This window comes from Pseudomonas sp. PLMAX (assembly GCF_046042685.1).
Lineage (GTDB): Bacteria > Pseudomonadota > Gammaproteobacteria > Pseudomonadales > Pseudomonadaceae > Aquipseudomonas > Aquipseudomonas putida_AE.
The window spans coordinates 3,481,443-3,506,426 of record NZ_CP064949.1; the positions used below are offsets into that span (position 1 = coordinate 3,481,443).

The 24,984-nt window shown below is 62.2% G+C and carries 14 protein-coding genes; 10 read left to right on the plus strand and 4 right to left on the minus strand.

Annotated elements, in window-relative coordinates; translation table 11 throughout:
* Nucleotides 1-127: 127 nt before the first annotated feature.
* The 6 genes from DKB71_RS16120 to DKB71_RS16145 all read left to right on the plus strand — a co-directional run bounded on the left by DKB71_RS16120 (nucleotide 128) and on the right by DKB71_RS16145 (nucleotide 12,617).
* Nucleotides 128-1,444 carry an MdtA/MuxA family multidrug efflux RND transporter periplasmic adaptor subunit gene (locus DKB71_RS16120; protein ID WP_408601024.1) on the plus strand — a complete coding sequence of 439 codons (1,317 nt, stop codon included), beginning with the start codon at nucleotides 128-130 and terminating at the stop codon, nucleotides 1,442-1,444.
* On the plus strand, nucleotides 1,441-4,545 hold the full coding sequence (locus DKB71_RS16125) for an MdtB/MuxB family multidrug efflux RND transporter permease subunit (RefSeq protein ID WP_274077332.1): 3,105 nt from the start codon (nucleotides 1,441-1,443) through the stop codon (nucleotides 4,543-4,545). Before DKB71_RS16120 ends, DKB71_RS16125 begins: the two co-directional genes overlap by 4 nt.
* Nucleotides 4,542-7,649 (plus strand): efflux RND transporter permease subunit, encoded by a 3,108-nt coding sequence (locus tag DKB71_RS16130; protein ID WP_408601026.1) that lies wholly within the window; start codon nucleotides 4,542-4,544, stop codon nucleotides 7,647-7,649. Before DKB71_RS16125 ends, DKB71_RS16130 begins: the two co-directional genes overlap by 4 nt.
* Nucleotides 7,646-9,109 (plus strand): efflux transporter outer membrane subunit, encoded by a 1,464-nt coding sequence (locus DKB71_RS16135; protein ID WP_408601027.1) that lies wholly within the window; start codon nucleotides 7,646-7,648, stop codon nucleotides 9,107-9,109. Before DKB71_RS16130 ends, DKB71_RS16135 begins: the two co-directional genes overlap by 4 nt.
* A gap of 587 nt (nucleotides 9,110-9,696) precedes the next feature.
* Nucleotides 9,697-11,778 (plus strand): putative bifunctional diguanylate cyclase/phosphodiesterase, encoded by a 2,082-nt coding sequence (locus DKB71_RS16140; protein ID WP_408601028.1) that lies wholly within the window; start codon nucleotides 9,697-9,699, stop codon nucleotides 11,776-11,778.
* A gap of 92 nt (nucleotides 11,779-11,870) precedes the next feature.
* Entirely contained in the window at nucleotides 11,871-12,617 is a 747-nt protein-coding gene (locus DKB71_RS16145) for an SDR family oxidoreductase (protein WP_274077328.1), read from the plus strand.
* Between the two features lie 62 nt (nucleotides 12,618-12,679).
* On the opposite strand, the gene mapR is transcribed toward DKB71_RS16145, so the two are convergent.
* The 3 genes from mapR to DKB71_RS16160 all read right to left on the minus strand — a co-directional run bounded on the left by mapR (nucleotide 12,680) and on the right by DKB71_RS16160 (nucleotide 16,092).
* Nucleotides 12,680-14,089 (minus strand): GntR family transcriptional regulator MpaR, encoded by a 1,410-nt coding sequence (gene mapR, locus DKB71_RS16150; RefSeq protein WP_406592664.1) that lies wholly within the window; start codon nucleotides 14,087-14,089, stop codon nucleotides 12,680-12,682.
* 144 nt (nucleotides 14,090-14,233) lie between these two features.
* Nucleotides 14,234-15,664, minus strand: a complete 1,431-nt coding sequence (gene ccoG, locus DKB71_RS16155) for a cytochrome c oxidase accessory protein CcoG (RefSeq protein ID WP_408601029.1) — start codon at nucleotides 15,662-15,664, stop codon at nucleotides 14,234-14,236.
* A gap of 194 nt (nucleotides 15,665-15,858) precedes the next feature.
* Nucleotides 15,859-16,092: a DUF3203 family protein gene (locus tag DKB71_RS16160; RefSeq protein WP_274077325.1), complete on the minus strand. Its 234-nt coding sequence runs from the start codon at nucleotides 16,090-16,092 to the stop codon at nucleotides 15,859-15,861.
* 124 nt (nucleotides 16,093-16,216) lie between these two features.
* Between DKB71_RS16160 and DKB71_RS16165 the strand changes: the two genes are divergently transcribed.
* On the plus strand, nucleotides 16,217-16,720 hold the full coding sequence (locus DKB71_RS16165; RefSeq protein WP_408601030.1) for an MgtC/SapB family protein: 504 nt from the start codon (nucleotides 16,217-16,219) through the stop codon (nucleotides 16,718-16,720).
* Between the two features lie 152 nt (nucleotides 16,721-16,872).
* Here the strand turns inward: DKB71_RS16165 and DKB71_RS16170 are convergent, their stop codons facing one another.
* Entirely contained in the window at nucleotides 16,873-17,040 is a 168-nt protein-coding gene (locus tag DKB71_RS16170; RefSeq protein WP_408601031.1) for a hypothetical protein, read from the minus strand.
* 219 nt (nucleotides 17,041-17,259) lie between these two features.
* On the opposite strand from DKB71_RS16170, the gene DKB71_RS16175 reads away from it, so the two are divergent.
* The 3 genes from DKB71_RS16175 to glgB all read left to right on the plus strand — a co-directional run bounded on the left by DKB71_RS16175 (nucleotide 17,260) and on the right by glgB (nucleotide 24,978).
* Nucleotides 17,260-19,257: an alpha-1,4-glucan--maltose-1-phosphate maltosyltransferase gene (locus DKB71_RS16175; RefSeq protein ID WP_408601032.1), complete on the plus strand. Its 1,998-nt coding sequence runs from the start codon at nucleotides 17,260-17,262 to the stop codon at nucleotides 19,255-19,257.
* A gap of 142 nt (nucleotides 19,258-19,399) precedes the next feature.
* Nucleotides 19,400-22,741, plus strand: coding sequence for a maltose alpha-D-glucosyltransferase (gene treS / locus DKB71_RS16180; protein ID WP_408601033.1), 3,342 nt, complete (start codon nucleotides 19,400-19,402; stop codon nucleotides 22,739-22,741).
* A 2-nt stretch (nucleotides 22,742-22,743) separates the two neighbouring features.
* Entirely contained in the window at nucleotides 22,744-24,978 is a 2,235-nt protein-coding gene (gene glgB, locus DKB71_RS16185) for a 1,4-alpha-glucan branching protein GlgB (RefSeq protein ID WP_408601034.1), read from the plus strand.
* Nucleotides 24,979-24,984: the final 6 nt, after the last annotated feature.

Below are 24,984 nucleotides of genomic sequence, written 5' to 3' on the forward strand. Positions count from 1 at the left end.
TGTGTTTCAGTATGTTGGATATCTCTCCTGTTACGTAAGCCGAAGGTAAATTGCCGGTAAAGGCGCTTTGCTTATGACCCACCAGTGCTTATCGTTCAGCCTCATGTAAAACAAGCCCACGCGCCCAATGGTTGATCACTCAATGCAATCCTCCGCTTCCCGTAGTCCTCGTCGCTGGCTGTTTGGCCTGCTTGTCCTGTTGGTCATCGCCGCCCTGTGCTGGAAATTCTGGCCGGGCAGCGCTGCGCCGAAAGAGGGTGCGGGGCAAAAAGCCGTGGCCGGGCACACCGGCAGGTCAGGCGGGATGCGGCCGGGGTTTGGCGGCGCGGCAGGGCCTGTGCCGGTGCGTGTGGCGCCGGCGGTCACGGGGGATTTCCCGCTGTATTACAAGGCGCTGGGCACGGTGACGGCGCTGAACACCATCAACGTGCGCAGCCGTGTCGGTGGTGAGTTGATGAAGATCTATTTCGAGGAGGGGCAGATGGTCAAGGCGGGCGACCTGCTGGCTGAAATCGACCCGCGTCCCTACCAGAACGCCTTGCTCCAGGCTGAAGGCACCTTGCTGCAGAACCAGGCACAGTTGAAAAACGCCCAGGTGGATGTCGAGCGCTATACCGGCCTGTACCGTGAGGACAGCATCGCCAAGCAAACCCTGGACACCGCCGTGGCACTGGTCGGTCAGTACCTGGGCACGGTCAAGACCAACCAGGCGGCGGTCAACGACGCCAAGCTCAATCTCGAATTCACCCGCATCCGCGCGCCCATCGCCGGGCGCGTCGGCCTGCGCCAGCTGGACGTCGGCAACCTGGTGGCGGCCAACGACACCACGGCGCTGGCAATCATCACCCAGACCCAACCCATCAGCGTGGCCTTCACCTTGCCGGAAAACAGCCTCGACGTGGTGCTGGCCCGCTATCGCAGCGGTGCCAAGCTGCCGGCCGAGGCCTGGGATCGTGGCGACACCAAGCTGCAGGCCACCGGCGTGTTGCAGAGCCTGGACAACCAGATCGATGTCACCACCGGCACCCTGAAATTCAAGGCGCGCTACGAAAATCGCGACCAGGCGCTGTTCCCCAATCAGTTCGTCAATGTGCGCCTGCTGGCGGACACCCTCAAAGGCGTGGTGCTCGCGCCATCCGCAGCGATCCAGTTCGGCACCAACGGCACCTTCGTCTATGCCCTGGACGGCGACAAGAAGGTCAAGATCCGTCAGTTGAAAATAGGCGCCAGCGACGGTGAAAACACCGTGGTCACCGAAGGCCTGTCCGCCGGTGATCGGGTGGTGCTGGAGGGCACCGACCGCCTCAAGGACGGCAGCGACGTGGAAGTGGTCAACGACCCGCAGCAAGTGCCGACCAACCCCGCCGGCCACCTGCAGGGCAGGTCCGCGGCCACCACGACTGAACCGGCACCTGCCGACAAGGCGAAAAAGGGCGGCGCATGAATCTCTCGCGGCTGTTCATCCTTCGCCCGGTTGCGACCACCCTGAGCATGCTGGCCATTATCCTGGCCGGCGTGATCGCCTATCGCCTGCTGCCGGTGTCGGCCTTGCCCCAGGTCGATTACCCGACCATTCGCGTCATGACCCTGTATCCCGGCGCCAGCCCGGATGTCATGACCAGCGCCGTGACCGCGCCGCTCGAGCGCCAGTTCGGGCAGATGCCCGGCCTGACCCAGATGGCATCCACCAGCTCCGGCGGCGCCTCGGTGCTGACCCTGCGTTTCAGCCTCGACATCAACATGGACGTCGCCGAGCAACAGGTGCAGGCGGCGATCAACGCCGCGACCAACCTGCTGCCCAAGGATTTGCCGGCACCGCCGGTGTACAACAAGGTCAACCCGGCCGATACCCCGGTGCTGACCTTGGCAATCACCTCCAAGACCATGCTGTTGCCCAAGCTCAACGACCTGGTCGACACGCGCATGGCGCAGAAAATCGCCCAGATCAGCGGCGTCGGCATGGTCAGCATTGCCGGTGGCCAGCGCCAGGCGGTGCGGATCAAGGTCAACCCCGAGGCGCTGGCGGCCAACGGCCTGAACCTGTCGGACGTGCGCACCCTGATCGGCGCCTCCAACGTCAACCAGCCAAAAGGCAACTTCGACGGCCCGACCCGGGTGTCGATGCTCGATGCCAACGATCAACTGACCTCGCCCAAGGATTACGCCAACCTGATCCTGGCCTACGCCAACGGCGCACCGTTGCGGCTCAAGGACGTGGCAGAAATCGTCGACGGCGCCGAGAACGAACGGCTGGCGGCCTGGGCCAATGAAAACCAGGCGGTGTTGCTGAACATCCAGCGCCAGCCCGGGGCCAACGTGATCGAAGTGGTGGACCGGATCAAGGCCTTGCTGCCGAGCATCACCGACAACCTGCCGGCCGGCCTCGATGTCACCGTGCTGACCGACCGCACCCAGACCATTCGCGCCTCGGTCACCGACGTGCAGCACGAACTGCTGATCGCCATCGCCCTGGTGGTGATGGTCACCTTCCTGTTCCTGCGCCGGGCCAGTGCCACGATCATTCCGTCGGTGGCCGTGCCGTTGTCGCTGATAGGCACCTTCGGCGTGATGTACCTGGCCGGTTTTTCGGTCAACAACCTGACCCTGATGGCCCTGACCATCGCCACCGGCTTCGTGGTGGACGATGCGATCGTGATGCTGGAGAACATTTCCCGGTTCATCGAAGAGGGCGACAGCCCGTTGAACGCGGCGCTCAAGGGCGCCAAGCAGATCGGCTTCACCCTGATTTCCCTGACCCTGTCGCTGATCGCCGTGCTGATCCCCCTGCTGTTCATGGCCGATGTGGTGGGGCGGCTGTTCCGCGAATTCGCGATCACCCTGGCGGTGGCGATCCTGATTTCCCTGGTGGTGTCCCTGACCCTGACGCCGATGATGTGCGCGCGATTGCTCAAGCGCGAGCCAAAGGAAGAAGAGCAAGGCCGTTTCTACCGCGCCAGCGGTGCAGCAATTGATTGGATGATCGCGGCTTACGGGCGAAAGTTAAAGTGGGTTCTCAAGCACCAGCCGCTGACGCTGATGGTGGCCATTGGCACCTTGGCGCTGACGGTGTTCCTGTACATGGTGGTGCCCAAGGGCTTTTTCCCGGTGCAGGACACCGGGGTGATCCAGGGCATTTCCGAAGCACCTCAGTCGATTTCCTTCGCCGCGATGAGCGAGCGCCAGCAGGAATTGGCCAAGGTGATCCTGGCGGATCCGGCGGTCGAGAGCCTGTCGTCCTACATCGGCGTCGACGGCGACAACTCGACGCTCAATAGCGGTCGGTTGCTGATCAACCTCAAGTCCCACAGCGACCGCGACCTGAGCGCCACTGAAGTGATCGCGCGCTTGCAGCCGGAACTGGACAAACTGGTGGGCATCCGCCTGTTCATGCAGCCGGTGCAGGACCTGACCATCGAAGATCGGGTCAGCCGCACGCAGTACCAGTTCAGCATGTCGTCGCCGGATTCCGAGCTGCTCAGCCTGTGGAGCGGGCGCCTGGTCGAAGCCCTGGCCCAACGGCCGGAGCTGACCGACGTGGCCAGCGACTTGCAGGACAAGGGCCTGCAGGTCTACCTGGTGATCGACCGCGACGCCGCGTCGCGGGTCGGGGTGTCGGTGTCGAACATCACCGATGCGCTGTACGATGCCTTCGGTCAGCGGCAGATTTCCACGATCTACACCCAGGCCAGCCAATACCGCGTGGTCTTGCAATCGCAGTCCGGCGAGAAGATCGGTCCGCAGGCGCTGGACCAGATCCACGTCAAGACCACCGATGGCGGGCAGGTGCGCCTGTCCAGCCTGGCGCATATCGAGGAGCGCCAGGCGCAATTGGCGATCACCCATATTGGCCAGTTCCCGGCGGTGATGATGTCGTTCAACCTGGCCCCCGGCGTGGCGCTGGGGCATGCGGTAGAGATCATCGAGCAGGTACAGCAGGACATCGGCATGCCGATTGGTGTGCAGACCCAGTTCCAGGGCGCGGCCGAAGCGTTCCAGGCGTCGCTGTCGAGCACCTTGCTGCTGATCCTGGCGGCGGTGGTGACCATGTACATCGTGCTGGGCGTGCTCTACGAGAGCTACATCCACCCGATCACCATACTCTCGACCTTGCCCTCGGCGGCGGTTGGCGCCTTGCTGGCGTTGATCCTCAGCGGCAATGACCTGGGGATGATCGCGATCATCGGCATCATCCTGCTGATCGGCATCGTCAAGAAGAACGCGATCATGATGATCGACTTCGCCCTCGACGCCGAACGCAACCAGGGCATGGACCCGGAAACGGCGATCTATCAGGCGGCACTGTTGCGTTTCCGGCCGATCCTGATGACCACCCTGGCAGCCTTGTTCGGCGCGGTGCCGTTGATGCTGGCCACCGGTTCCGGCGCGGAATTGCGGCAACCCTTGGGTCTGGTGATGGTCGGCGGCTTGCTGTTGAGTCAGGTCCTGACCCTGTTCACCACACCGGTGATCTACCTGTATTTCGACCGTCTCGGTCGGCGCTGGGGTCGCAAGCCTGAAGCCGTGGAAGCGGTAGAGCAGCCATGAACCTCTCCGGTCCTTTCATCAAGCGCCCGGTCGCAACCATGTTGCTCAGCCTGGCGATCATGCTGCTGGGCGGCGTGAGTTTCGGCCTGTTGCCGGTCTCGCCGTTGCCGCAGATGGACTTCCCGGTGATCGTGGTCCAGGCCAGCCTGCCTGGCGCCAGCCCGGAAGTCATGGCTTCCACCGTGGCCACGCCGCTGGAACGTTCCTTCGGCGCCATCGCCGGGGTCAACACCATGAGCAGCCGCTCCAGCCAGGGCTCGACCCGGGTCATCCTGCAATTCGACCTGGACCGCGACATCAACGGCGCGGCGCGGGAAGTGCAGGCGGCGATCAACGCCTCGCGCAACCTGCTGCCCAGCGGCATGCGCAGCATGCCGACCTACAAGAAGGTCAACCCGTCCCAGGCGCCGATCATGGTGTTGTCGTTGACCTCGGACGTGCTGGAAAAAGGCCAGCTCTATGACCTGGCGTCGACCATCCTGTCCCAGAGCCTGTCGCAAGTGCAGGGCGTCGGCGAAGTGCAGATCGGCGGCAGCTCCCTGCCAGCGGTGCGCATCGAGCTCGAACCCCACGCGCTCAACCAATACGGCGTGGCCCTGGACGATGTGCGCAACACCATCGCCAATGCCAACGTGCGCCGGCCCAAGGGCTCGGTGGAGGATGGCCAGCGGCTGTTGCAGGTGCAGGCCAACGACCAGCTGGAAAAGGCCAAGGACTACGAGTCGCTGATCATCCACTACGCGGACGGTGCCGCCCTGCGCCTGAAGGACGTGGCCAAGGTCAGCGACGGCGTCGAGGACCGCTACAACAGTGGCTTCTTCAACGACGATGCGGCGGTGCTGCTGGTGATCAACCGCCAGGCCGGGGCCAACATCATCGAGACGGTCAACGAGATCAAGGCCCAGTTGCCGGCGTTGCAGGCCGTACTGCCGGCCAGCGTCAAGCTGAACCTGGCCATGGACCGCTCGCCGGTGATCAAGGCCACGTTGCACGAAGCGGAAATGACCTTGCTGATCGCCGTAGCCCTGGTGATCCTGGTGGTGTTCCTGTTTCTCGGCAACTTCCGCGCCTCGCTGATCCCGACCCTGGCGGTGCCGGTGTCGTTGGTCGGCACCTTTGCCGTGATGTACCTCTACGGTTTCTCGCTGAACAACCTGTCGCTGATGGCGTTGATCCTGGCCACCGGGCTGGTGGTGGACGATGCCATCGTGGTGCTGGAGAACATCTCCCGGCACATCGACGCGGGGGTGCGGCCGATGAAGGCGGCGTACCTCGGCGCCCAGGAAGTCGGCTTCACCTTGCTGTCGATGAACGTGTCGCTGGTGGCGGTGTTCCTGTCGATCCTGTTCATGGGCGGGATCATCGAGAGCCTGTTCCGCGAATTCTCCATCACCCTGGCGGCGGCCATCGTGGTGTCGCTGGTGGTCTCGCTGACCCTGACGCCGATGCTCTGTGCCCGCTGGCTCAAGCCGCACAAGCCGGGCCAGGAAAACCGCCTGCAGCGCTGTAGCCGGCGGGCCAACGACTGGATGGTCGGCAAATACGCCACCAGCCTCGATTGGGTGCTGCGTCACAAGCGCCTGACACTGCTCAGTCTGTTTGTGACAATTGGCGTTAACGTTGCGTTGTATATCGTTGTTCCTAAAACGTTTCTTCCTCAGCAGGACACCGGTCAGCTGATCGGTTTCGTGCGCGGCGACGATGGTCTGTCGTTCAGCGTGATGCAGCCGAAAATGGAGATCTTCCGCCGCGCCGTGCTCAAGGACGAGGCGGTGGAAAGCGTCGCCGGATTCATCGGAGGCACCAACGGCACCAACAACGCGTTCATGCTGGTGCGCCTGAAACCGATCAAGGAGCGTGGTATTTCCGCGCAAAAGGTCATCGAACGCCTGCGCAAGGAAATGCCCAAGGTCGCCGGCGCGCAACTGATGCTGATGGCCGACCAGGACCTGCAGTTTGGCGGTGGCCGCGAACAGACCTCGTCGCAGTACTCCTACATCCTGCAAAGCGGGGATCTGGGCGCGTTGCGCGAGTGGTATCCGAAAGTGGTGACCGCCCTCAAGGCGCTGCCCGAACTGACCGCGATCGATGCCCGCGAAGGGCGGGGTGCCCAGCAGGTGACGCTGATCGTCGACCGCGACCAGGCCAAGCGCCTGGGGGTGGACATGGACATGGTCACGGCGGTGCTCAACAACGCCTACAGCCAGCGCCAGATCTCGACCATCTACGACAGCCTCAACCAGTATCAGGTGGTGATGGAGGTCAATCCGAAGTACGCCCAGGACCCGATCACGCTCAAGCAGGTGCAGGTGATCACGGCGGACGGCGCGCGGATACCGCTGTCGACCATCGCCCATTACGAGAACAGCCTGGCAGACGACCGGGTCAGCCACGAAGGCCAGTTCGCCTCGGAAAGCATTGCCTTCGACATGGCCGAAGGCGTGACCGTGGAGCAGGGCAGTGCCGCCATCGAGCGGGCCATTGCCTCGGTGGGACTGCCCGAAGACGTCATTGCGAAAATGGCCGGCACCGCCGATGCCTTTGCCGCGACCCAGAAGAGCCAGCCATGGATGATCCTCGGCGCGCTGGTGGCGGTGTACCTGGTGCTGGGCGTGCTGTATGAAAGCTACATTCATCCGCTGACCATTCTCTCGACCTTGCCTTCGGCGGGTGTCGGCGCGCTGTTGTCGATCTATGCCCTGGGCGGTGAGTTCAGCCTGATCTCATTGCTTGGCCTGTTCCTGCTGATCGGCGTGGTGAAGAAAAACGCCATCCTGATGATCGACCTGGCGTTGCAGCTCGAGCGCCATCAGGGCATGGCACCGCTGGAGTCGATTCGCAATGCCTGCCTGCAACGTTTGCGGCCGATCCTGATGACCACCCTGGCCGCGATCCTCGGCGCCTTGCCGTTGTTGCTGAGCCGCGCCGAAGGGGCGGAAATGCGCCAGCCGCTGGGCCTGACCATCATCGGCGGGCTGATCTTCAGCCAGGTGCTGACCCTTTACACCACCCCGGTGGTTTACCTCTATCTCGACAAACTGCGCCATCGCTTCAACCGCTGGCGTGGGGTGCGTACCGATGCTGCCCTGGAAACTCCGCTATGACTGACCGTTCGCTGTCCAACCTGGCTACACCGCTGATCACCGCCCGTGGCTCGCGTTTGCTGAGCCTGTCGCTGTGCGTGGCGATGCTCAGTGCCTGCGCCGTCGGCCCGGATTACCAGCGCCCGCAAACCGCGGAACCTGCGCAGTACAAGGAAGCGGCCGGCTGGCGCCAGGCCAATCCGAGCGATTCCCTGGCTCGCGGTGCGTGGTGGGAGCTGTACGGCGATCAGCAACTCAATGGCCTGATCGACAAGCTCAACAGCGCCAACCAGACCGTCGCCCAGTCCGAAGCCCAGTACCGCCAGGCCCAGGCCCTGGTGCGCAGCGCCCGGGGTGCGTTTTTTCCGACGGTGGACCTGACCTTGGGGAAAAACCGCTCCAGCCAGGGCACCGGCAGCAGCAGCTCCAGCCTGACCAGTTCCTCCAGTGGTATTCGTGACACCTACACCGCCCAGGCCGGGGTCAGTTGGGAAGCCGATGTCTGGGGCAAGTTGCGCCGCGGGCTGGAAGCCGACACCGCCAATGCCCAGGCGAGTTTTGCCGACCTGGCGGCGATGCGCTTGAGCCAGCAGTCGGAACTGGTGCAGAACTACCTGCAATTGCGGGTGATCGACGAGCAGAAGCGTTTACTTGAGGCGACCGTCGCGGCCTACCAGCGCTCGCTGAAGATGACCGAAAACCAGTACCGCGCCGGGGTTTCCGGTAAGGACGCGGTGGCCCAGGCGCAGACGCAACTCAAGGGTACCGAGGCGGACATGGTCGACCTGATCTGGCAACGCGCCCAATTGGAAAACGCCATCGCCGTGCTGATCGGCTTGCCACCGGCTGAGTTCAGCCTGGCGGAAACCCAGACCATCCCGGCCTTGCCGGCGGTGCCATTGAGCCTGCCTTCGCAACTGCTGGAACGCCGCCCCGACATCGCCTCGGCCGAGCGCTCGGTCATCGCCGCCAACGCCAACATCGGCGTGGCCAAGGCCGCTTATTACCCGGACCTGACCCTGAGTTTGAACGGCGGTTACAGCAGCAGCACCTCGAAAGACCTGTTCAGCCTGCCGAACCGTTTCTGGTCGGTCGGCCCGCAACTGGCCATGACCTTGTTCGACGGCGGCCAGCGGTCGGCGGAAGTGGACCGCAGTGAAGCGGCCTACGACGAAACCGTGGCCAAATACCGCCAGACCGTGCTCGACGGCTTCCGCGAAGTGGAGAACTACCTGGTCCAGCTCAAGGTGCTGCAGGACGAAGCCGTGGTACGTCAGCAGGCGCTGGATGCAGCCCGCGAGTCGTTGCGCCTGACCGAGAACCAGTACAAGGCGGGGGTGATCGCGTACCTGGATGTGGTGGTGGTCCAGGCCGCGGCATTGAGCAATGAACGCAGCACCCTGGACCTGCTGCAGAGCCGCCTGATTGCCAGTGTGCAGCTGATTGCGGCGCTGGGTGGCGGGTGGGATGGTCAACTGTAGGAGCTGCCGCAGGCTGCGATCCTTTGATCTTGATTTTTAAAGGCAACGTCAAGAGATCGCAGCCTGCGGCAGCTCCTACAGGGGGTGTGTTATGCCACAAGATCTATGTGTCACCGCAAAACCTGTAGGAGCTGGCTTGCCAGCGAAGGCGGCCGAAAGACTGGCGCAAGGTTCGAGGACGCCTTCGCCGGCAAGCCGGGCTCCTACAAAAACCGAAGGCGTTTGAAAGACTGGCGCAAGGTTCGAGGACGCCTTCGCCGGCAAGCCGGGCTCCTACAAAAACCGAAGGCGTTTGAAAGACTGGCGCAGGGTTCGAGGACGCCTTCGCCGGCAAGCCGGGCTCCTACAAAAACCGAAGGCGTCCGAAAGACTGGCGCAAGGTTCGAGGACGCCTTCGCCGGCAAGCCGGCTCCTACAGGGGGGCACGAGTGCGGACGGAGTTAATGTAAAACCTTAAAACAAGCGTTTCATCGCCTTGCTGGCATTTTGCTCATTTTGTGAGTGCGTTCTCATTTGGAATCAGTACAATCGCCGGATTTATACCTCCGAGAACGGAAGCAGTACGGGGGTGATAACGAGACATCTTCATGCTCATCGGTAGTTATTCCCCAACGCTGGTAATCATTTCGCTTTGTGTGGCCATCCTCGCCTCTTACACCGCGCTGGACCTGACCGGGCGCATTGCCACGGCCAAGGGCCGGGCGGTGCATTGGTGGACGGCGGGCGGGGCGTTTGCCATGGGCGTCGGGGTGTGGTCGATGCATTTCATCGGCATGCTTGCGTTCAAGTTGCCTATCGACCTGGGATACGACCTCCCCATCACCTTGCTGTCACTGCTGATCGGCATCCTGTCCTGCGGTTTCGCCCTGTGGCTGGTCAGCCAGGCGCGGTTGCCGGCCTGGCAGCTGGCGTTCGGTGCGCTGGTCATGGGTGCCGGGATCAGTGCCATGCATTACACCGGCATGGCGGCCATGCGCATGCAGCCGGGCATCGATTACGCCCCGGCGCTGTTCGGCGCGTCGCTGTGCATAGCGGTTGGCGCCTCGGGCGCTGCACTCTGGATTGCGTTCCGCCTGCGCCAGCACACACCTTATGTGCGCCTGATCCGTGGTGGCGCGGCGGTGATCATGGGCATTGCCATCGTCGGCATGCACTACACCGGCATGGCCGCCGCGCAATTCCCTGAGGGCAGTTTTTGCGGCGCAGCCGTCAATGGCTTGCGCGGCAATGGCCTCGACAACCTGGTCCTGATCACCACCCTGGCGGTATTGTGCATCGCCTTGCTGACCTCGATCCTCGATGCGCGCCTGGAAGCCCGGACCGCCAACCTTGCCCAGTCGTTGACCGAGGCCAATCGCGAACTGACCCAACTGGCCCTGCACGACACGCTGACCGGCCTGCCCAATCGCGTGTTGCTGGCCGATCGCATCGATCAGGGCATGTCCAGGGTCGACACCGAGGGGGGATGTCTGGCGTTGATGTTCATCGATCTCGATGGCTTCAAACCGGTCAATGACGCCTTCGGCCACCATATGGGTGACCAGTTGCTGCGCGAAGTCAGCCTGCGCCTGCGCGAGGATCTGCGTGGCCAGGACACCCTGGCGCGCATCGGCGGCGATGAGTTCGTGCTGCTGGTGCAATTGAGCGAGCCGGACGACGCGATGAACCTCGCGGCCCGCCAGGTCAGCCTGATCGGCCGTTCGTTCCGGGTGGCCGATCATGATTTGCAGATCTCCGCCAGCGTCGGCATCGCCCTGTATCCGGGCAATGGCCAGACCGCTCACGAATTGCTGATGAACGCCGATGCGGCGATGTATCACGCCAAGGGCACGGGCAAGAACGGCTACAGCTTTTTCGATGCCTCGATGAACAGCAACGCGCGCAAGCAGCTGCAATTGCTCCAGGACCTGCGCAATGCCGTGGAGCAGAAAGAGTTCAGCCTGCACTACCAGCCCAAGTTCGATGCCAACAACGGCCGCCCGGTGGGCGCCGAAGCGTTGTTGCGCTGGGAGCACCCGACCCAGGGCATGCTGTTGCCGGACAAATTCATCGAACTGGCGGAGAAGACCGGGCTGATCATTCCTATCGGTGAGTGGGTGCTCAACGAAGCCTGCCGCCAGATGCGCGAATGGTATGTGCTGGGCTACACCGATTGGCGCATCGCGGTGAACCTCTCGGCCTTGCAGTTCTGCCATGTGGGCCTGGTGCAGAGCGTCGCCAAGGCGCTGGCCACGCACCGTTTGCCAGCCAACAGCCTGACTCTGGAAATCACTGAAACCACGGCCATGAGCGATGCCGATGCGAGCATGACGGTGTTGCAGGAGCTGTCGGACATGGGCGTTGACCTGTCCATCGATGATTTTGGTACCGGTTACTCGAGCTTGATGTACCTCAAGCGCCTGCCGGCCAACGAGCTGAAGATCGACCGCGGTTTTGTACGCGACCTGGAGCGTGACAGCGATGACGCCGCGATCGTATCGGCCATCGTCGCCCTCGGCCAGGCACTGGGCTTGCGGATCGTCGCCGAAGGCGTGGAAACGGGCTCGCAGCAGGACTTCCTGACCCAGCTCGGTTGCGATTCGTTGCAGGGTTATCTGCTGGGGCACCCGTTGCCAGCCGAACGCTTCATGAAAGAAATCCACCGCGCCGAGCAGTTGGCCCTGGCTTGATCTGGCCGGACCGATGAGGGTTTCATGCAAAATCCGCCAATGGCGGTTATTCTTCCCCCCGACTGCATAGGGTTGAAAGGGGGAAAGTTTGCATGGAAAAAGTCATCGTCATCACCGGCGGGAGTCGCGGCATCGGTGCCGCTACGGCGCTGTTGGCTGCCAAACAAGGCTATCGGATCTGCATCAACTACCAGGCCGATGAGCAGGCCGCGCAAACGGTGCTGGACCAGGTCCGCGCTTTGGGCGCCCAAGCCATCGCGGTGCGCGCCGACGTCAGCATCGAAGACGAAGTCATCGCCTTGTTCAACCGGGTGGACAGCGAGCTGGGCCGGGTCACGGCGCTGGTGAACAACGCCGGCACCGTCGGGCAAAAATCCCGGGTCGACGAGATGTCCGAATTCCGCATCCTCAAGATCCTCAAGACCAATGTGCTGGCGCCCGTACTCTGCGCCAAGCACGCCATCCTGCGCATGTCGCCCAAGCACGGCGGGCAGGGCGGCAGCATCGTCAACGTATCCTCGGTGGCCTCGCGTTTGGGCGCACCCAACGAGTACGTCGACTACGCAGCCTCCAAAGGGGCGCTCGACACCTTCACCATCGGTTTGTCCAAGGAAGTGGCGGGTGAGGGGATTCGGGTCAACGCGGTGCGACCGGGCTACATCTACACCGATTTCCATGCGCTGAGCGGCGATCCGGATCGGGTCAGCAAGCTGGAGTCGGCGATTCCCATGGCCCGTGGCGGGCGCCCGGATGAAGTGGCGGAGGCGATTGTGTGGTTGCTGTCGGACAAGGCGTCCTATGCGACGGGGACCTTTGTCGATCTGGGCGGCGGCCGGTAAAGATCAAGATCAAAAGATCGCAGCCTGCCTGTAGGAGCTGCCGCAGGCTGCGATCTTTGCTTTTAAAATGATCTGACTATCCGCCCCAACGTCTCCATCGCCTTCTCCGCCGCCTCATCCCAAGGGCTCCCATAATTCAACCGGATGCAATTCCTGAAACGCTGGGTCGGCGAAAAAATCGGCCCCGGTGCAATGCTGATCCCTTGCGCCAACGCCATCTGGAACAACTTCAACGAATCCATCTGCTCGGGCAGTTCCAGCCAGAGGAAGTATCCTCCAGCCGGCTGGCTGACGCGGGTCTGCGCCGGGAAGTAGCGGGCAATGGCCGACAGCATGGCGCTTTGCTGTTCCTCCAGGGCGTAACGCAACCTGCGCAAATGACGATCATAACCGCCGTGTTGCAGGTAATCGGCAATCGCGGCCTGGGCCGGCATCGAGGCACAGAGCGAGGTCATGAGTTTCAGCCGTTCGATCTTCTGCGCATAACGTCCGGCGGCGACCCAGCCGATGCGGTAACCCGGGGCCAGGCTCTTGGCAAAAGAGCCGCAATGCATCACCAGGCCTTCGGTATCGAAAGCCTTGGCCGGTTTGGGCGCCTGTTGGCCGTAATAGAGTTCGGCGTAGACATCGTCTTCGATCAGCGGCACCTGATGGCTGCGCAGCAGTTCCACCAGTTCGCGCTTTTTCGCTTCGGGCATGGTCGCGCCCATCGGGTTCTGGAAGCTGGTCATGCACCAGCAGGCCTTGATCGGATGGCGTTCCAGGGTTTGCGCCAGCACGCCGAGGTCGATGCCGTCGCGCGGGTGCACGGGGATTTCCACGGCCTTGAGTTTCAAGCGCTCCAGCACTTGCAGGCAGGCGTAGAACGCCGGGGCTTCGATGGCCACCAGGTCGCCGGGTTGCGTCACGGCTTGCAGGCACAGGTTCAGCGCTTCCAGGGCGCCGTTGGTAATCAGCAGTTCTTCCATGGGCAGCATCAGGCCGCCGACCATGTAGCGCAGGGCAATCTGCCGGCGCAGTTGCGGGTTGCCCGGCGACATGTCGGTGACCACCATGCGCGGGTCCATGTCGCGGCTGGCGCTGGCCAGCGAGCGCGACAGCCGCTGCAGTGGAAACAGGGTCGGGCTGGGGAACGCCGAACCGAAGGCGACGGTGTTCGGGTCCTTGATCGAGTCGAGGACCGAGAACACCAGTTCGCTGACGTCGACTTCGGTGGATTCATTGACCTGGCTGCTGATCTCCGGCTCGGAAAACGGCCGTGGCGCATGGGCGTTGACGAAGTAGCCGGAGCGCGGACGGGCGCGGATCAGGCCGCGGCGTTCGAGCAGGTAATAGGCCTGGAACACGGTCGAGGGGCTGACCCCGTAGGTCTGGCTGGCGTAGCGCACCGACGGCACGCGCTGGCCGGGCCCGAGGACGCCGGTGCGGATCAGTTCAGCAATGTCATCGGCGAATTTTTCGTAGCGTTTCATCGTTAGCCTGGATTGGTGTCATTCAAGAAACCGAGGTGACTTTTTCGCTGGCAAGCCAGCTCCTACAGGTATTGCAGCGTTCATGTGGGAGCGGCGGTGCGACGATTCGACTTGCTCGCGAATGGCGCACCGCAGTCTAAAGCCTTAACGGTTCATCGGCGCAACAAACCGGCTCTTGGCCACGCTGTAGACGCCTGGCTCATCGCTGTCGACGACCTTGAAGCTGATGCTCTGCGAGCTGCTGCCTGGCCGTTCCGTGGTCATCGCCACCGACACCGGCACATCGACAATCTCGCCCGGCGCCAGGCTCAGCTCGGTCTTGCCCTGCAACTGGAAGCCGTCGCCGTCGACCAGGGCCAGGTGGTAGTCCTGGCGTTGCTGGGTCTTGTTGATGACCTTGAGGCTGTAGATGTTCTCGATCTGCCCCTGGCTGTTCTCGCGAAACAGGCCGCGGTCCTTGCTCACGTCCAGCGACACCATCGGCCGCTCCATCAGCGCGATGAGCAGTGCAACGATCATCACCAGCAGCACGGCGGTGTAACCGATCAACCGTGGCCGCAACAGGTGAGTCTTGCCGCCCTGCAACTGATGCTCCGAGGTATAGCTGATCAGCCCGCGCTCGTAGCCCATCCTGTCCATGATCGAATCGCAGGCGTCGATGCACGCCGCGCAACCGATGCATTCCATCTGCAAACCGTCGCGAATGTCGATGCCGGTCGGGCACACCTGCACGCACAGCTGGCAATCGATGCAGTCACCCAGGCCGACCTCGGCCGGCTTGACCTCGCGCTTGCGCGGGCCACGGTTCTCGCCACGGGCCACGTCGTAGGAAATGGTCAGGGTGTCCTTGTCGAACATCACGCTCTGGAATCGCGCATATGGACACATGTGCATGCACACCGCTTCACGCAGCCAGCCGGCATTGATGTAGGTGGCCCCGGTAAAGAACAGCACCCAGAACAGGCTGACGCCGCCCATCTGCAGGGTGAGCAGTTCTTCGGCCAGCGGACGGATCGGCGTGAAATAGCCGACGAAGGTCAAGCCGGTGAGCAGGCTGATCGCCAGCCACAAGCTGTGCTTGGCCGAGCGGCGCAGGAATTTGTTCAGCCCCCAGGGCGCCGCTTGCAGCTTGATGCGCTGGTTGCGTTCGCCTTCGGTGATTTTCTCGCACCACATGAAGATCCAGGTCCAGGAGCTTTGCGGGCAGGTGTAGCCGCACCAGACCCGGCCGGCGAACACGGTGATCGCGAACAGGCCGAACGCGGCAATGATCAGCAGTGCCGAGAGGAGGATGAAATCCTGCGGCCAGAAGGTCGCGCCAAAGATGTGGAATTTGCTTTCGGAGAGGTCCCAGAGCACCGCCTGGCGACCGCCCCAGTTCAGCCAAACGGTGCCGAAGAACAGCAGGAACAGGACACCCGCGCCGCTGATGCGCAGGGTTCGGAACAGACCGGTGAAGCTGCGGGTGTGGATCAGGTTGTCGCTGGACTTGGCCTTCATCTTTGGACGCGAAGGTTCGAAAGTCTGTACTAAGGGGGCGCTTTCTACGGTTCGGACGGGGATTCTATCGCTCATGGTCTTTCGCTCATCAGCCTCCATCAGGCAGGAGCACTATGAGCGGCGATCTGTTTGCATAACAGACTCAGGTATTGCATTAAAAACCGGATCAGATGCTCGCGGCAGCCGGCCTGCGACAAGTTGAAGCACCTGTCGCGGCGGGGCGTGGGCGGCTATATCCCACGCTTGCAGGCCTTGTTGATCCAGGTCAGTCAAATCACCGAATCACTGTCGGTGGCCTTCAAATGCCGGCGACCGTCCACCGCACCTGCTACGGTCAAAGCGTCGGCTTCTGCTTCGGTGATGTAGATGCGCTGGCCTTCGAGGTCGACCGCCGACATCGCTTTGGCGCTATCGGTGATGATGGTCACATCGGGGCACAGGCGAATTTCCTCGCCGTTTTCGGTGATAAAGAAGCAGGTCTCGTTCTCGATGCGTACGGTCATGACGTGATCCTTGTTTTTTACGACTGATGCAGCGTTAGGCTATCGGCGGTGAGCATCGTTCTGTGCAACTGATTAATGGTTGATGTGGTCCATCCTCCATCACTTTTTCAAAAGGGAATGCGCCATGAACGCCTGGTGGCATGAAGTCTGGGTGACCCTGCAGTCCGAGTTCGCCGACATCGGCGATGCCTCGCAACTGACCCGCATCACCGTGCGCCTGCTGATGGCCGCGGTGCTGGGCGGCATCCTCGGGTTCGAGCGCGAGCACAAGGGCAAGGCCGCCGGGGTGCGTACGCACATGCTGGTGGCGCTGGGTGCGGCGTTGTTCGTGCTGGTACCGCAGATGTCCGGCTCCCAGGCCGACGCCATGAGCCGGGTGGTGCAAGGCGTGATCGCCGGGATCGGCTTCCTCGGCGCCGGCACCATCCTGAAAAACCAGGAAGGCGACGAAGGCCACGTCAAAGGCCTGACCACCGCCGCCGGACTGTGGATGACCGCCGCCATTGGCGTATCCGCCGGGTTGGGGCGGGAAGCGACGGCGGTGCTCAGTACGTTGTTGGCGCTGCTGATTCTTGGCGTGATGCCGAGGATCGTGAAGCTGATCGATAAAGACAAAGACCCAATGTAGGAGCGAGCTCGCTCGCGAAAAACCCGAGACCGCCTCGGAGTGTCAGGCTACCAGCGTCATCGTTCACGACCTTCGCGAGCAAGCTCGCTCCTACAGTTTGCTTCGTCATAGGGCTCGTGTTCGGGGAGCTTCCGGGGAACGATCAACTGTCTTCATTCAGGGTTAACAATCACCGGTGGCATGGTCGTCGGTGGCTCTTCCCTGGGTGGCGGGTTGCTGCCAGGCGGATCCTGTTCGGGTACAGGCTGCGGATCGCTGGGCGGAATCGCCGGGTTATCGATGTTCGGATCGGGGGTTTCGGCCGGGAATGGATTGTTCATTGTTCATCTCTCCAGTGGCACATGGCGTGAGTCGTGCTTAAGTTGGTTGACCACTGCGTGGAGGATTTGATTCCCGGCAGATCCTGCTGAACTTTTACCGGCGGCCGGCGCTCGGAACCTAAGTGAGTTCATTCCAGGGTGAAGTGCCCGGCGGGATGAAAACCAGACATCAGACACCAGACACAAGAGCGTCCATGGGGCGTAAAGGAGTGATGCTCGATGACTGCTGAAAAACCGAATGAACTGAGCTACAACCCGCACATGCCGCTTTCACAGGCACTGTTACTGCCGCGAATCGTGATTGAAAATACCCTGCCGACCCTCGAATGCGGGCAGTTTGCGGTCAAGGCCGTGGTCGGCCAGGACGTGGTGGTGACCAGCAAGGTGTTCGCCGACGGTCACGACAAGCTGGCCGTGCGGGTGCGCTGGCGGGCCGAGGGCGATGAGGTCTGGCATAGCGAGGTCATGGCCGAACTGGGCAACAACGGCTGGCAAGGCCAATTTCGGGTCGAGAGCCAGGGCCGTTATGTGTTCTGCATCGAAGCCTGGATCGACCAGTTCGCCAGCTTTCGCTACGAACTGGAAAAAAAGCATGCCGCCGCCGTGCCGGTCAGTCTTGAGCTGCAGGAAGGCCGACTGCACGTTCAGCAAGCGGCCGAACGCGCCGAAGGGCAGCTCAGCGAAGATTTGGCAGCCTTGCACCATGAACTGTCGGGCCTGCTCGAAACCGAGCAGGTGGCGTTGTTCCTGCACCAGCGCAGCGCGGAGTTGATGGCACAGGCCGATCATCGTGCCTACCTGAGCCTCAGCCCGGAGTACCCGGTGGACGTCGAGCGCCAGCTCGCGCAATTCGCCAGCTGGTACGAACTGTTCCCGCGCTCGATCACCGACGATCCCAAGCGCCACGGCACCTTCAACGATGTGCATGCACGGCTGCCGATGATCCAGGACATGGGCTTCGACGTGCTGTATTTCCCGCCGATCCACCCGATCGGCCGCAGTTATCGCAAGGGGCCAAACAACTCATTGACGGCCGGGCCGGACGATCCAGGCAGCCCCTATGCCATTGGCAGTGAGGAGGGCGGGCACGAGGCGATTCATTCGCAGCTGGGCACCCGCGAGGACTTCCGGCGACTGGTGGCGGCGGCTGCGGACTACGGCCTGGAGATCGCCCTCGATTTTGCCATCCAGTGCTCCCAGGACCATCCATGGCTCAAGCAGCACCCGGGCTGGTTCAACTGGCGGCCCGACGGCACGATCAAATACGCCGAGAACCCGCCGAAAAAATACCAGGACATCGTCAACGTCGACTTCTATGCCGTCGAAGCGATCCCCAGCCTGTGGGTCGAGCTGCGCGACATCGTCGTAGGCTGGGTGCAGGAGGGCGTGAAGATCTTTCGCGTCGACAACCCGCACACCAAGCCGCTGCCGTTCTGGCAATGGCTGATTGCCGACGTTCGCGCGTTGTACCCGGAGGTGATTTTCCTCGCAGAAGCCTTTACCACCCCGGCGATGATGGCGCGGCTGGGCAAGGTCGGTTACTCCCAGAGCTATACCTACTTCACCTGGCGCAACACCAAGGCAGAGCTGGCGACCTATTTCACCGAACTCAATGAATCACCGTGGCGCGAATGCTACCGGCCGAATTTCTTCGTCAACACCCCGGACATCAACCCGGCGTTCCTGCACGAATCGGGGCGTCCCGGCTTTCTGATACGCGCAGCGCTGGCGACCATGGGCTCGGGGTTGTGGGGCATGTATTCGGGGTTCGAGCTGTGCGAGTCGGCGCCGGTACCGGGCAAGGAGGAATACCTCGACTCCGAGAAGTACGAGATCCGTCCCAGGGACTTCAATGCCCCCGGCAACATCATCGCCGAGATCGCCCAGCTCAACCGCATTCGCCGGCAAAACCCGGCACTGCAAACTCATCTGGGCCTGAAGGTCTATAACGCCTGGAATGACAACATTTTGTACTTCGGTAAACGCAGTGCCGATGGCAGCAATTTCATTCTGGTGGCGGTCAACCTCGACCCCCATAACCCGCAAGAGGCGAATTTCGAGTTGCCGCTGTGGGAAATGGGTTTGCCCGATGACGCCAGCACCCAGGGTGAGGACTTGATGAGCGGCCATCGCTGGACCTGGCACGGCAAGTACCAGTTCATGCGCCTGGACCCGGCGTATCAGCCGTTCGGGATCTGGCGGATTACTACCTCTTAGATACACCACCGACACCTGTAGGAGCCGGCTTGCTGGCGATGGCGGTGCATCTGACAACTGGATGGTGCCTGCCGCACCGCTATCGCCAGCAAGCCGGCTCCTACAGGGGTAGTGGTTAATTCGAATTCAACAGGAGTTTCAAATGGCGAAGAAACCCAAGGCAGCCACTTTCATCAAGGATCCGCTCTGGTACAAGGACGCGGTCATCTATCAAGTTCACGTCAAATCCTATTTCGACTCCAATAACGACGGAATCGGCGATTTTCCCGGTCTGATCGCCAAACTCGACTACATTGCCGACCTCGGCGTCAATACCATCTGGCTGTTGCCGTTCTACCCCTCGCCACGCCGCGACGACGGTTATGACATCGCCGAGTACCGGGGCGTCCACAGCGACTACGGCACCATGGCCGACGCCAAGCGCTTCATTGCCGAGGCGCACAAGCGTGGTTTGCGGGTGATCACCGAACTGGTCATCAACCACACTTCGGATCAGCATGCGTGGTTCCAGCGCGCCCGCAAGGCGAAAAAGGGCTCGGCAGCCCGGGACTTCTACGTCTGGTCCGATGACGACCAAAAGTACGACGGCACCCGCATCATTTTTCTCGACACCGAAAAATCCAACTGGACCTGGGACCCGGTGGCCGGCCAATACTTCTGGCACCGCTTCTACTCGCACCAGCCGGACCTGAATTTCGACAACCCGCAGGTCATGAAGGCCGTGCTGTCGGTGATGCGCTACTGGCTCGACATGGGCATCGACGGTCTGCGCCTCGACGCGATCCCGTACCTGATCGAGCGCGACGGCACCAACAACGAGAACCTGCCCGAAACCCACGATGTGCTCAAGCAGATCCGCGCCGAAATCGACGCGAATTATCCGGACCGCATGTTGCTGGCCGAGGCTAACCAATGGCCGGAAGACACTCAGCTGTATTTCGGCGACACCGATAAGTCCGGGCTGAACGGCGACGAATGCCATATGGCGTTTCACTTCCCGCTGATGCCGCGCATGTACATGGCGCTGGCCCAGGAAGATCGTTTTCCGATCACCGATATTCTGCGCCAGACTCCGGAGATCCCGGCCAATTGCCAATGGGCGATTTTCCTGCGCAACCACGATGAACTTACCCTGGAGATGGTCACCGACAGGGAACGTGACTACCTGTGGAATTACTACGCGGCCGACCGTCGCGCGCGGATCAACCTGGGGATTCGCCGGCGCCTTGCGCCGCTGATGGAACGCGATCGCCGACGGGTGGAGCTTCTCAACAGCCTGTTGCTGTCGATGCCCGGCACGCCGACCTTGTACTACGGTGACGAGATCGGCATGGGCGACAACATCTACCTCGGCGATCGCGACGGCGTGCGCACGCCGATGCAGTGGTCCATCGACCGCAACGGCGGGTTCTCCCGTGCCGATCCGGCCAGCCTGGTACTGCCGCCGATCATGGACCCGCAGTACGGCTACCTGTCGGTCAATGTCGAAACCCAGGCCGGTGATCCGCATTCGCTGCTGAACTGGACCCGGCGCATGCTGACGGTGCGCAAGCAGTCCAAGGCGTTCGGGCGCGGCACGTTGAAAATGCTCTCGCCGTCCAATCGCCGGGTGCTGGCCTATACCCGCGAATACACAGGGCCGGACGGCAAGCACGAAGTCATCCTGTGCGTGGCCAACGTTTCGCGCAGCGCCCAAGCCGTGGAACTGGACCTGTCGGCGTACGTCGGCATGGTGCCGGTGGAGATGCTCGGCGGTAACGCGTTCCCACCCATTGGCCAGTTGAGTTTCCTCCTGACCCTGGCGCCTTACGGTTTCTACTGGTTCGGCCTGGCTGCGGAGAACCAGATGCCGAGCTGGCACGTGGAACCGGCGCAAAGCCTGCCGGACTTCACCACCCTGGTGCTGAAAAAACGCATGGAAGAACTGCTCGAGGCGCCATCGCGCGCGACCCTGGAGCAGGCCATCCTGCCGAACTGGCTGCAGAACCGCCGCTGGTTCGCCGGCAAGGACGCGGCCATCGAACAGGTCAACCTGGCCTACGGCGTGCGTTTCGGCGATGCGCAGCACCCGGTGTTGTTGAGTGAAATCGAAGTCACCAGCGCAGGTGTGAGCAGCCGCTATCAACTGCCGTTCGGCTTCATTACCGAAGACCAGATGGGCGCCGCATTACCCCAGCAACTGGCTCTGTCGCGCGTGCGCCGAGGCCCGCAGGTCGGTCTGATCACGGATGCCTTCAGCCTGGAAAACTTTATCCGCACGGTGCTGCAAGGCATGCACGACAGCAGGGTGCTACCGTCGGACGGCGGCGAGATCCGTTTCGAACCCACTGCGCAGCTTGCCAAACTGGGCCTGACGGCGGAGTCGGATGTGCGTTACCTGTCCGCCGAGCAATCCAACAGTTCGGTGGTGGTCGGCAATAGCCTGGTGTTGAAGCTGATTCGCAAAGTCGCATCCGGCGTGCACCCGGAACTGGAAATGAGCGCGTATCTGACCGCTGCCGGCTTCGCCAATATCTCGCCTCTGCTGGGGTCGGTGGTGCGTCGGGATGCAGCGGGCGAAGACAACTTGCTGATGATCGCCCAGGGCTATTTGAGTAACCAGGGCGATGCCTGGGAATGGACCCAGAACAACCTGGAGCGGGCGTTGCGCGACGAGCTCGCCGATGCCATGTCCGAGCAGGAGCAGCACTACAACGCCCTTGGCGAATTGAAGGATTTCGCTGCCATGCTCGGCCAGCGCCTAGGTGAAATGCATCAGGTGCTGGCGGCGTCGAGCGACAACCCCGACTTTGATCCGTACATCATCACGCAAAAGGATGCGCTGGCGACGGGCAAGGATGTGGTGGCACAAATCGAGCATGCGTTGAAGTTGCTCAAGCAGCATCAAAATGAACTGAACCCGGCGGACAAAACCCTGGTCAGCCGTTTACTGGACCATAAAAAGGCGATACTCGGCCATGTCCAGGAGCTGGCGAAAAAAACGGCGGGTGGCCTGCGGATCCGTGTGCATGGCGACTTGCACCTGGGCCAGGTGCTGGTGATCAAGGGCGATGCGTACCTGATCGACTTCGAAGGCGAACCGGCACGTCCGCTGCCGGAGCGTCGAGGCAAGCACAGCCCGTACAAGGATGTCAGCGGCGTGTTGCGTTCCTTCGACTACGCGGCGGCCATGACCATCAACTTGCACAACGTTGATAACACCGACCAGGCCCAGGCAGCACGCCAGCGGGTCGGCGATCGTTATTTGAGTGAGGCAAAACAGGCATTTATCCACGCTTATCGGCTGGCGGCAGCTACGCTTGGCCATGCGTGGCAAGATCCTGAAGGCGAAGATGCCGCTTTGGCATTGTTCGGTCTGGAGAAGGCGGCTTATGAAGTGGCCTACGAGGCGGAAAATCGCCCCGGCTGGCTGCCCGTGCCGTTGCACGGTTTATATGGATTATTGAGTGGGCTTAAACCCTTTTCCGATCTTGGTGGAGAGTAGTCATGAGTTTCTCGAACAAGGAAACGGGTCATCATCACAGTGAAGCGCTGCTACCCAAAGCGCGGGATATCGATGCGCTGGTGCGCGCCGAGCATCGCGATCCCTTTGCCATTCTCGGTCCCCACGGCGATGGCGCCGGCGGACAATTCATCCGGGCCTATCTGCCGGGCGCCTTGAGCGTGCAGGTGGTGGACAAGGAGTCCGGAGAAGAACTGGGCAACCTTGAAGCGACACAGACCCCCGGGCTGTTCGCCGGTCATTTCCAACGGGCACAGCCGTATCTGTTGCGAACCCGCTGGGCCGGTGGCGAGCAGATTGCCGAAGACCCCTACAGTTTTGGCCCGCTGCTGGGCGAGATGGATTTGTATTTGTTCGCCGAAGGCAACCACCGCGATCTGAGCAGCGCCCTGGGCGCCCAGTTGAAGACCGTGGATGGCGTCGATGGCGTGCGCTTCGCCGTGTGGGCACCGAACGCCAGGAGGGTGTCGGTGGTGGGGGACTTCAACGGCTGGGACGGTCGTCGTCATCCGATGCGCCTGCGCCACCCCACCGGTGTCTGGGAGCTGTTCATTCCACGCCTGCAAGCAGGGGAGGCCTACAAATACGAAATCCTCGGCAAGGACGGGATCCTGCCCCTCAAGGCCGATCCCATGGCACTGGCCACCAGCCTGCCACCGGACACCGCCTCGAAAGTCGCCCCGCCGTTGAAGATCGACTGGCAGGATCAGGACTGGATGGCGTCCCGCGGCGAGCGTCAACGACCGACGGCGCCGTTGTCGATCTACGAACTGCACGCCGGTTCCTGGCAATGCGAGCTGGATGACCTGGGCGAAGTCGCCCGCCAGTACACCTGGCCGGAGCTGGGCGAGCGCCTGATTCCGTACGTGAAAGAACTGGGCTTTACCCACATCGAGCTGATGCCGATCATGGAACACCCGTTCGGCGGTTCCTGGGGCTATCAACTGCTTTCGCAATTCGCCACCAGCGCCCGCTACGGCACCGGCGACGAATTCGCCGCCTTCGTCAATGCCTGCCACCTGGCGGGCATCGGCGTGATCCTCGACTGGGTGCCGGCGCATTTCCCCACCGACACCCATGGCCTGGCCCAGTTCGACGGCACCGCGCTGTACGAATACGGCAACCCCCAGGAAGGCTTTCACCAAGACTGGGACACCCTGATCTACAACCTCGGCCGCACCGAAGTGCACGGCTACATGCTGGCGTCGGCGTTGCACTGGCTCAAGCATTTCCACGTCGATGGCCTGCGGGTCGATGCGGTGGCGTCGATGCTGTACCGCGACTACTCGCGCAAGGCCGGCGAGTGGGTGCCTAATCGCCATGGCGGCCGGGAGAACCTCGAGGCCATCGACTTCCTGCGTCACCTCAACGACGTCGTGGCGCTTGAAGCCCCCGGGGCGCTGGTGATCGCCGAAGAGTCCACGGCCTGGCCGGGGGTCAGCCAGAGTACGCAACAGGGCGGCCTTGGCTTCGCCTATAAATGGAACATGGGCTGGATGCATGATTCGCTGCACTACATTCAGCAGGACCCGGTGTACCGCGCCCATCATCACAACGAGCTGAGCTTTGGCCTGGTGTACGCCTGGTCGGAGCGTTTCATCCTGCCGATCTCCCACGATGAAGTGGTGCACGGCAAACACTCGCTGATCGACAAGATGCCCGGCGACCGCTGGCAGAAATTCGCCAACCTGCGGGCCTACCTGAGCTTCATGTGGACCCATCCAGGCAAGAAGCTGTTGTTCATGGGCTGCGAATTCGGCCAATGGCGCGAGTGGAACCACGACCAGCAGCTTGATTGGTATCTGTTGCAGTACTCCGAGCACAAAGGCGTGCAGAAGCTGGTGAGCGACCTCAACCGGCTGTATCGCGAAGAGCCGGCGCTGCACGAGCAGGACGACGTGCCGCAGGGCTTCCAGTGGCTGATCGGCGACGATGCGATCAACAGCGTCTACGCCTGGATGCGCTGGAGCAAGGACGGCCAGCCGATCCTGGTGGTGGCCAACTTCACGCCGGTGCCGCGAGAGGCCTATCGCGTCGGCGTGCCGTTTGCCGGGCAGTGGAGCGAGGTGTTCAACAGCGATTCGTCGATCTATGCCGGGTCCAACTATGGCAACAGTGGCGGGGTAACGGCCGAGGCAACACCGAGCCATGGGCAGGCATTGTCACTGGCGTTGAATCTGCCGCCGTTGGCGGTGTTGATGTTGCGCCCGCAAGGCTGATCAGGC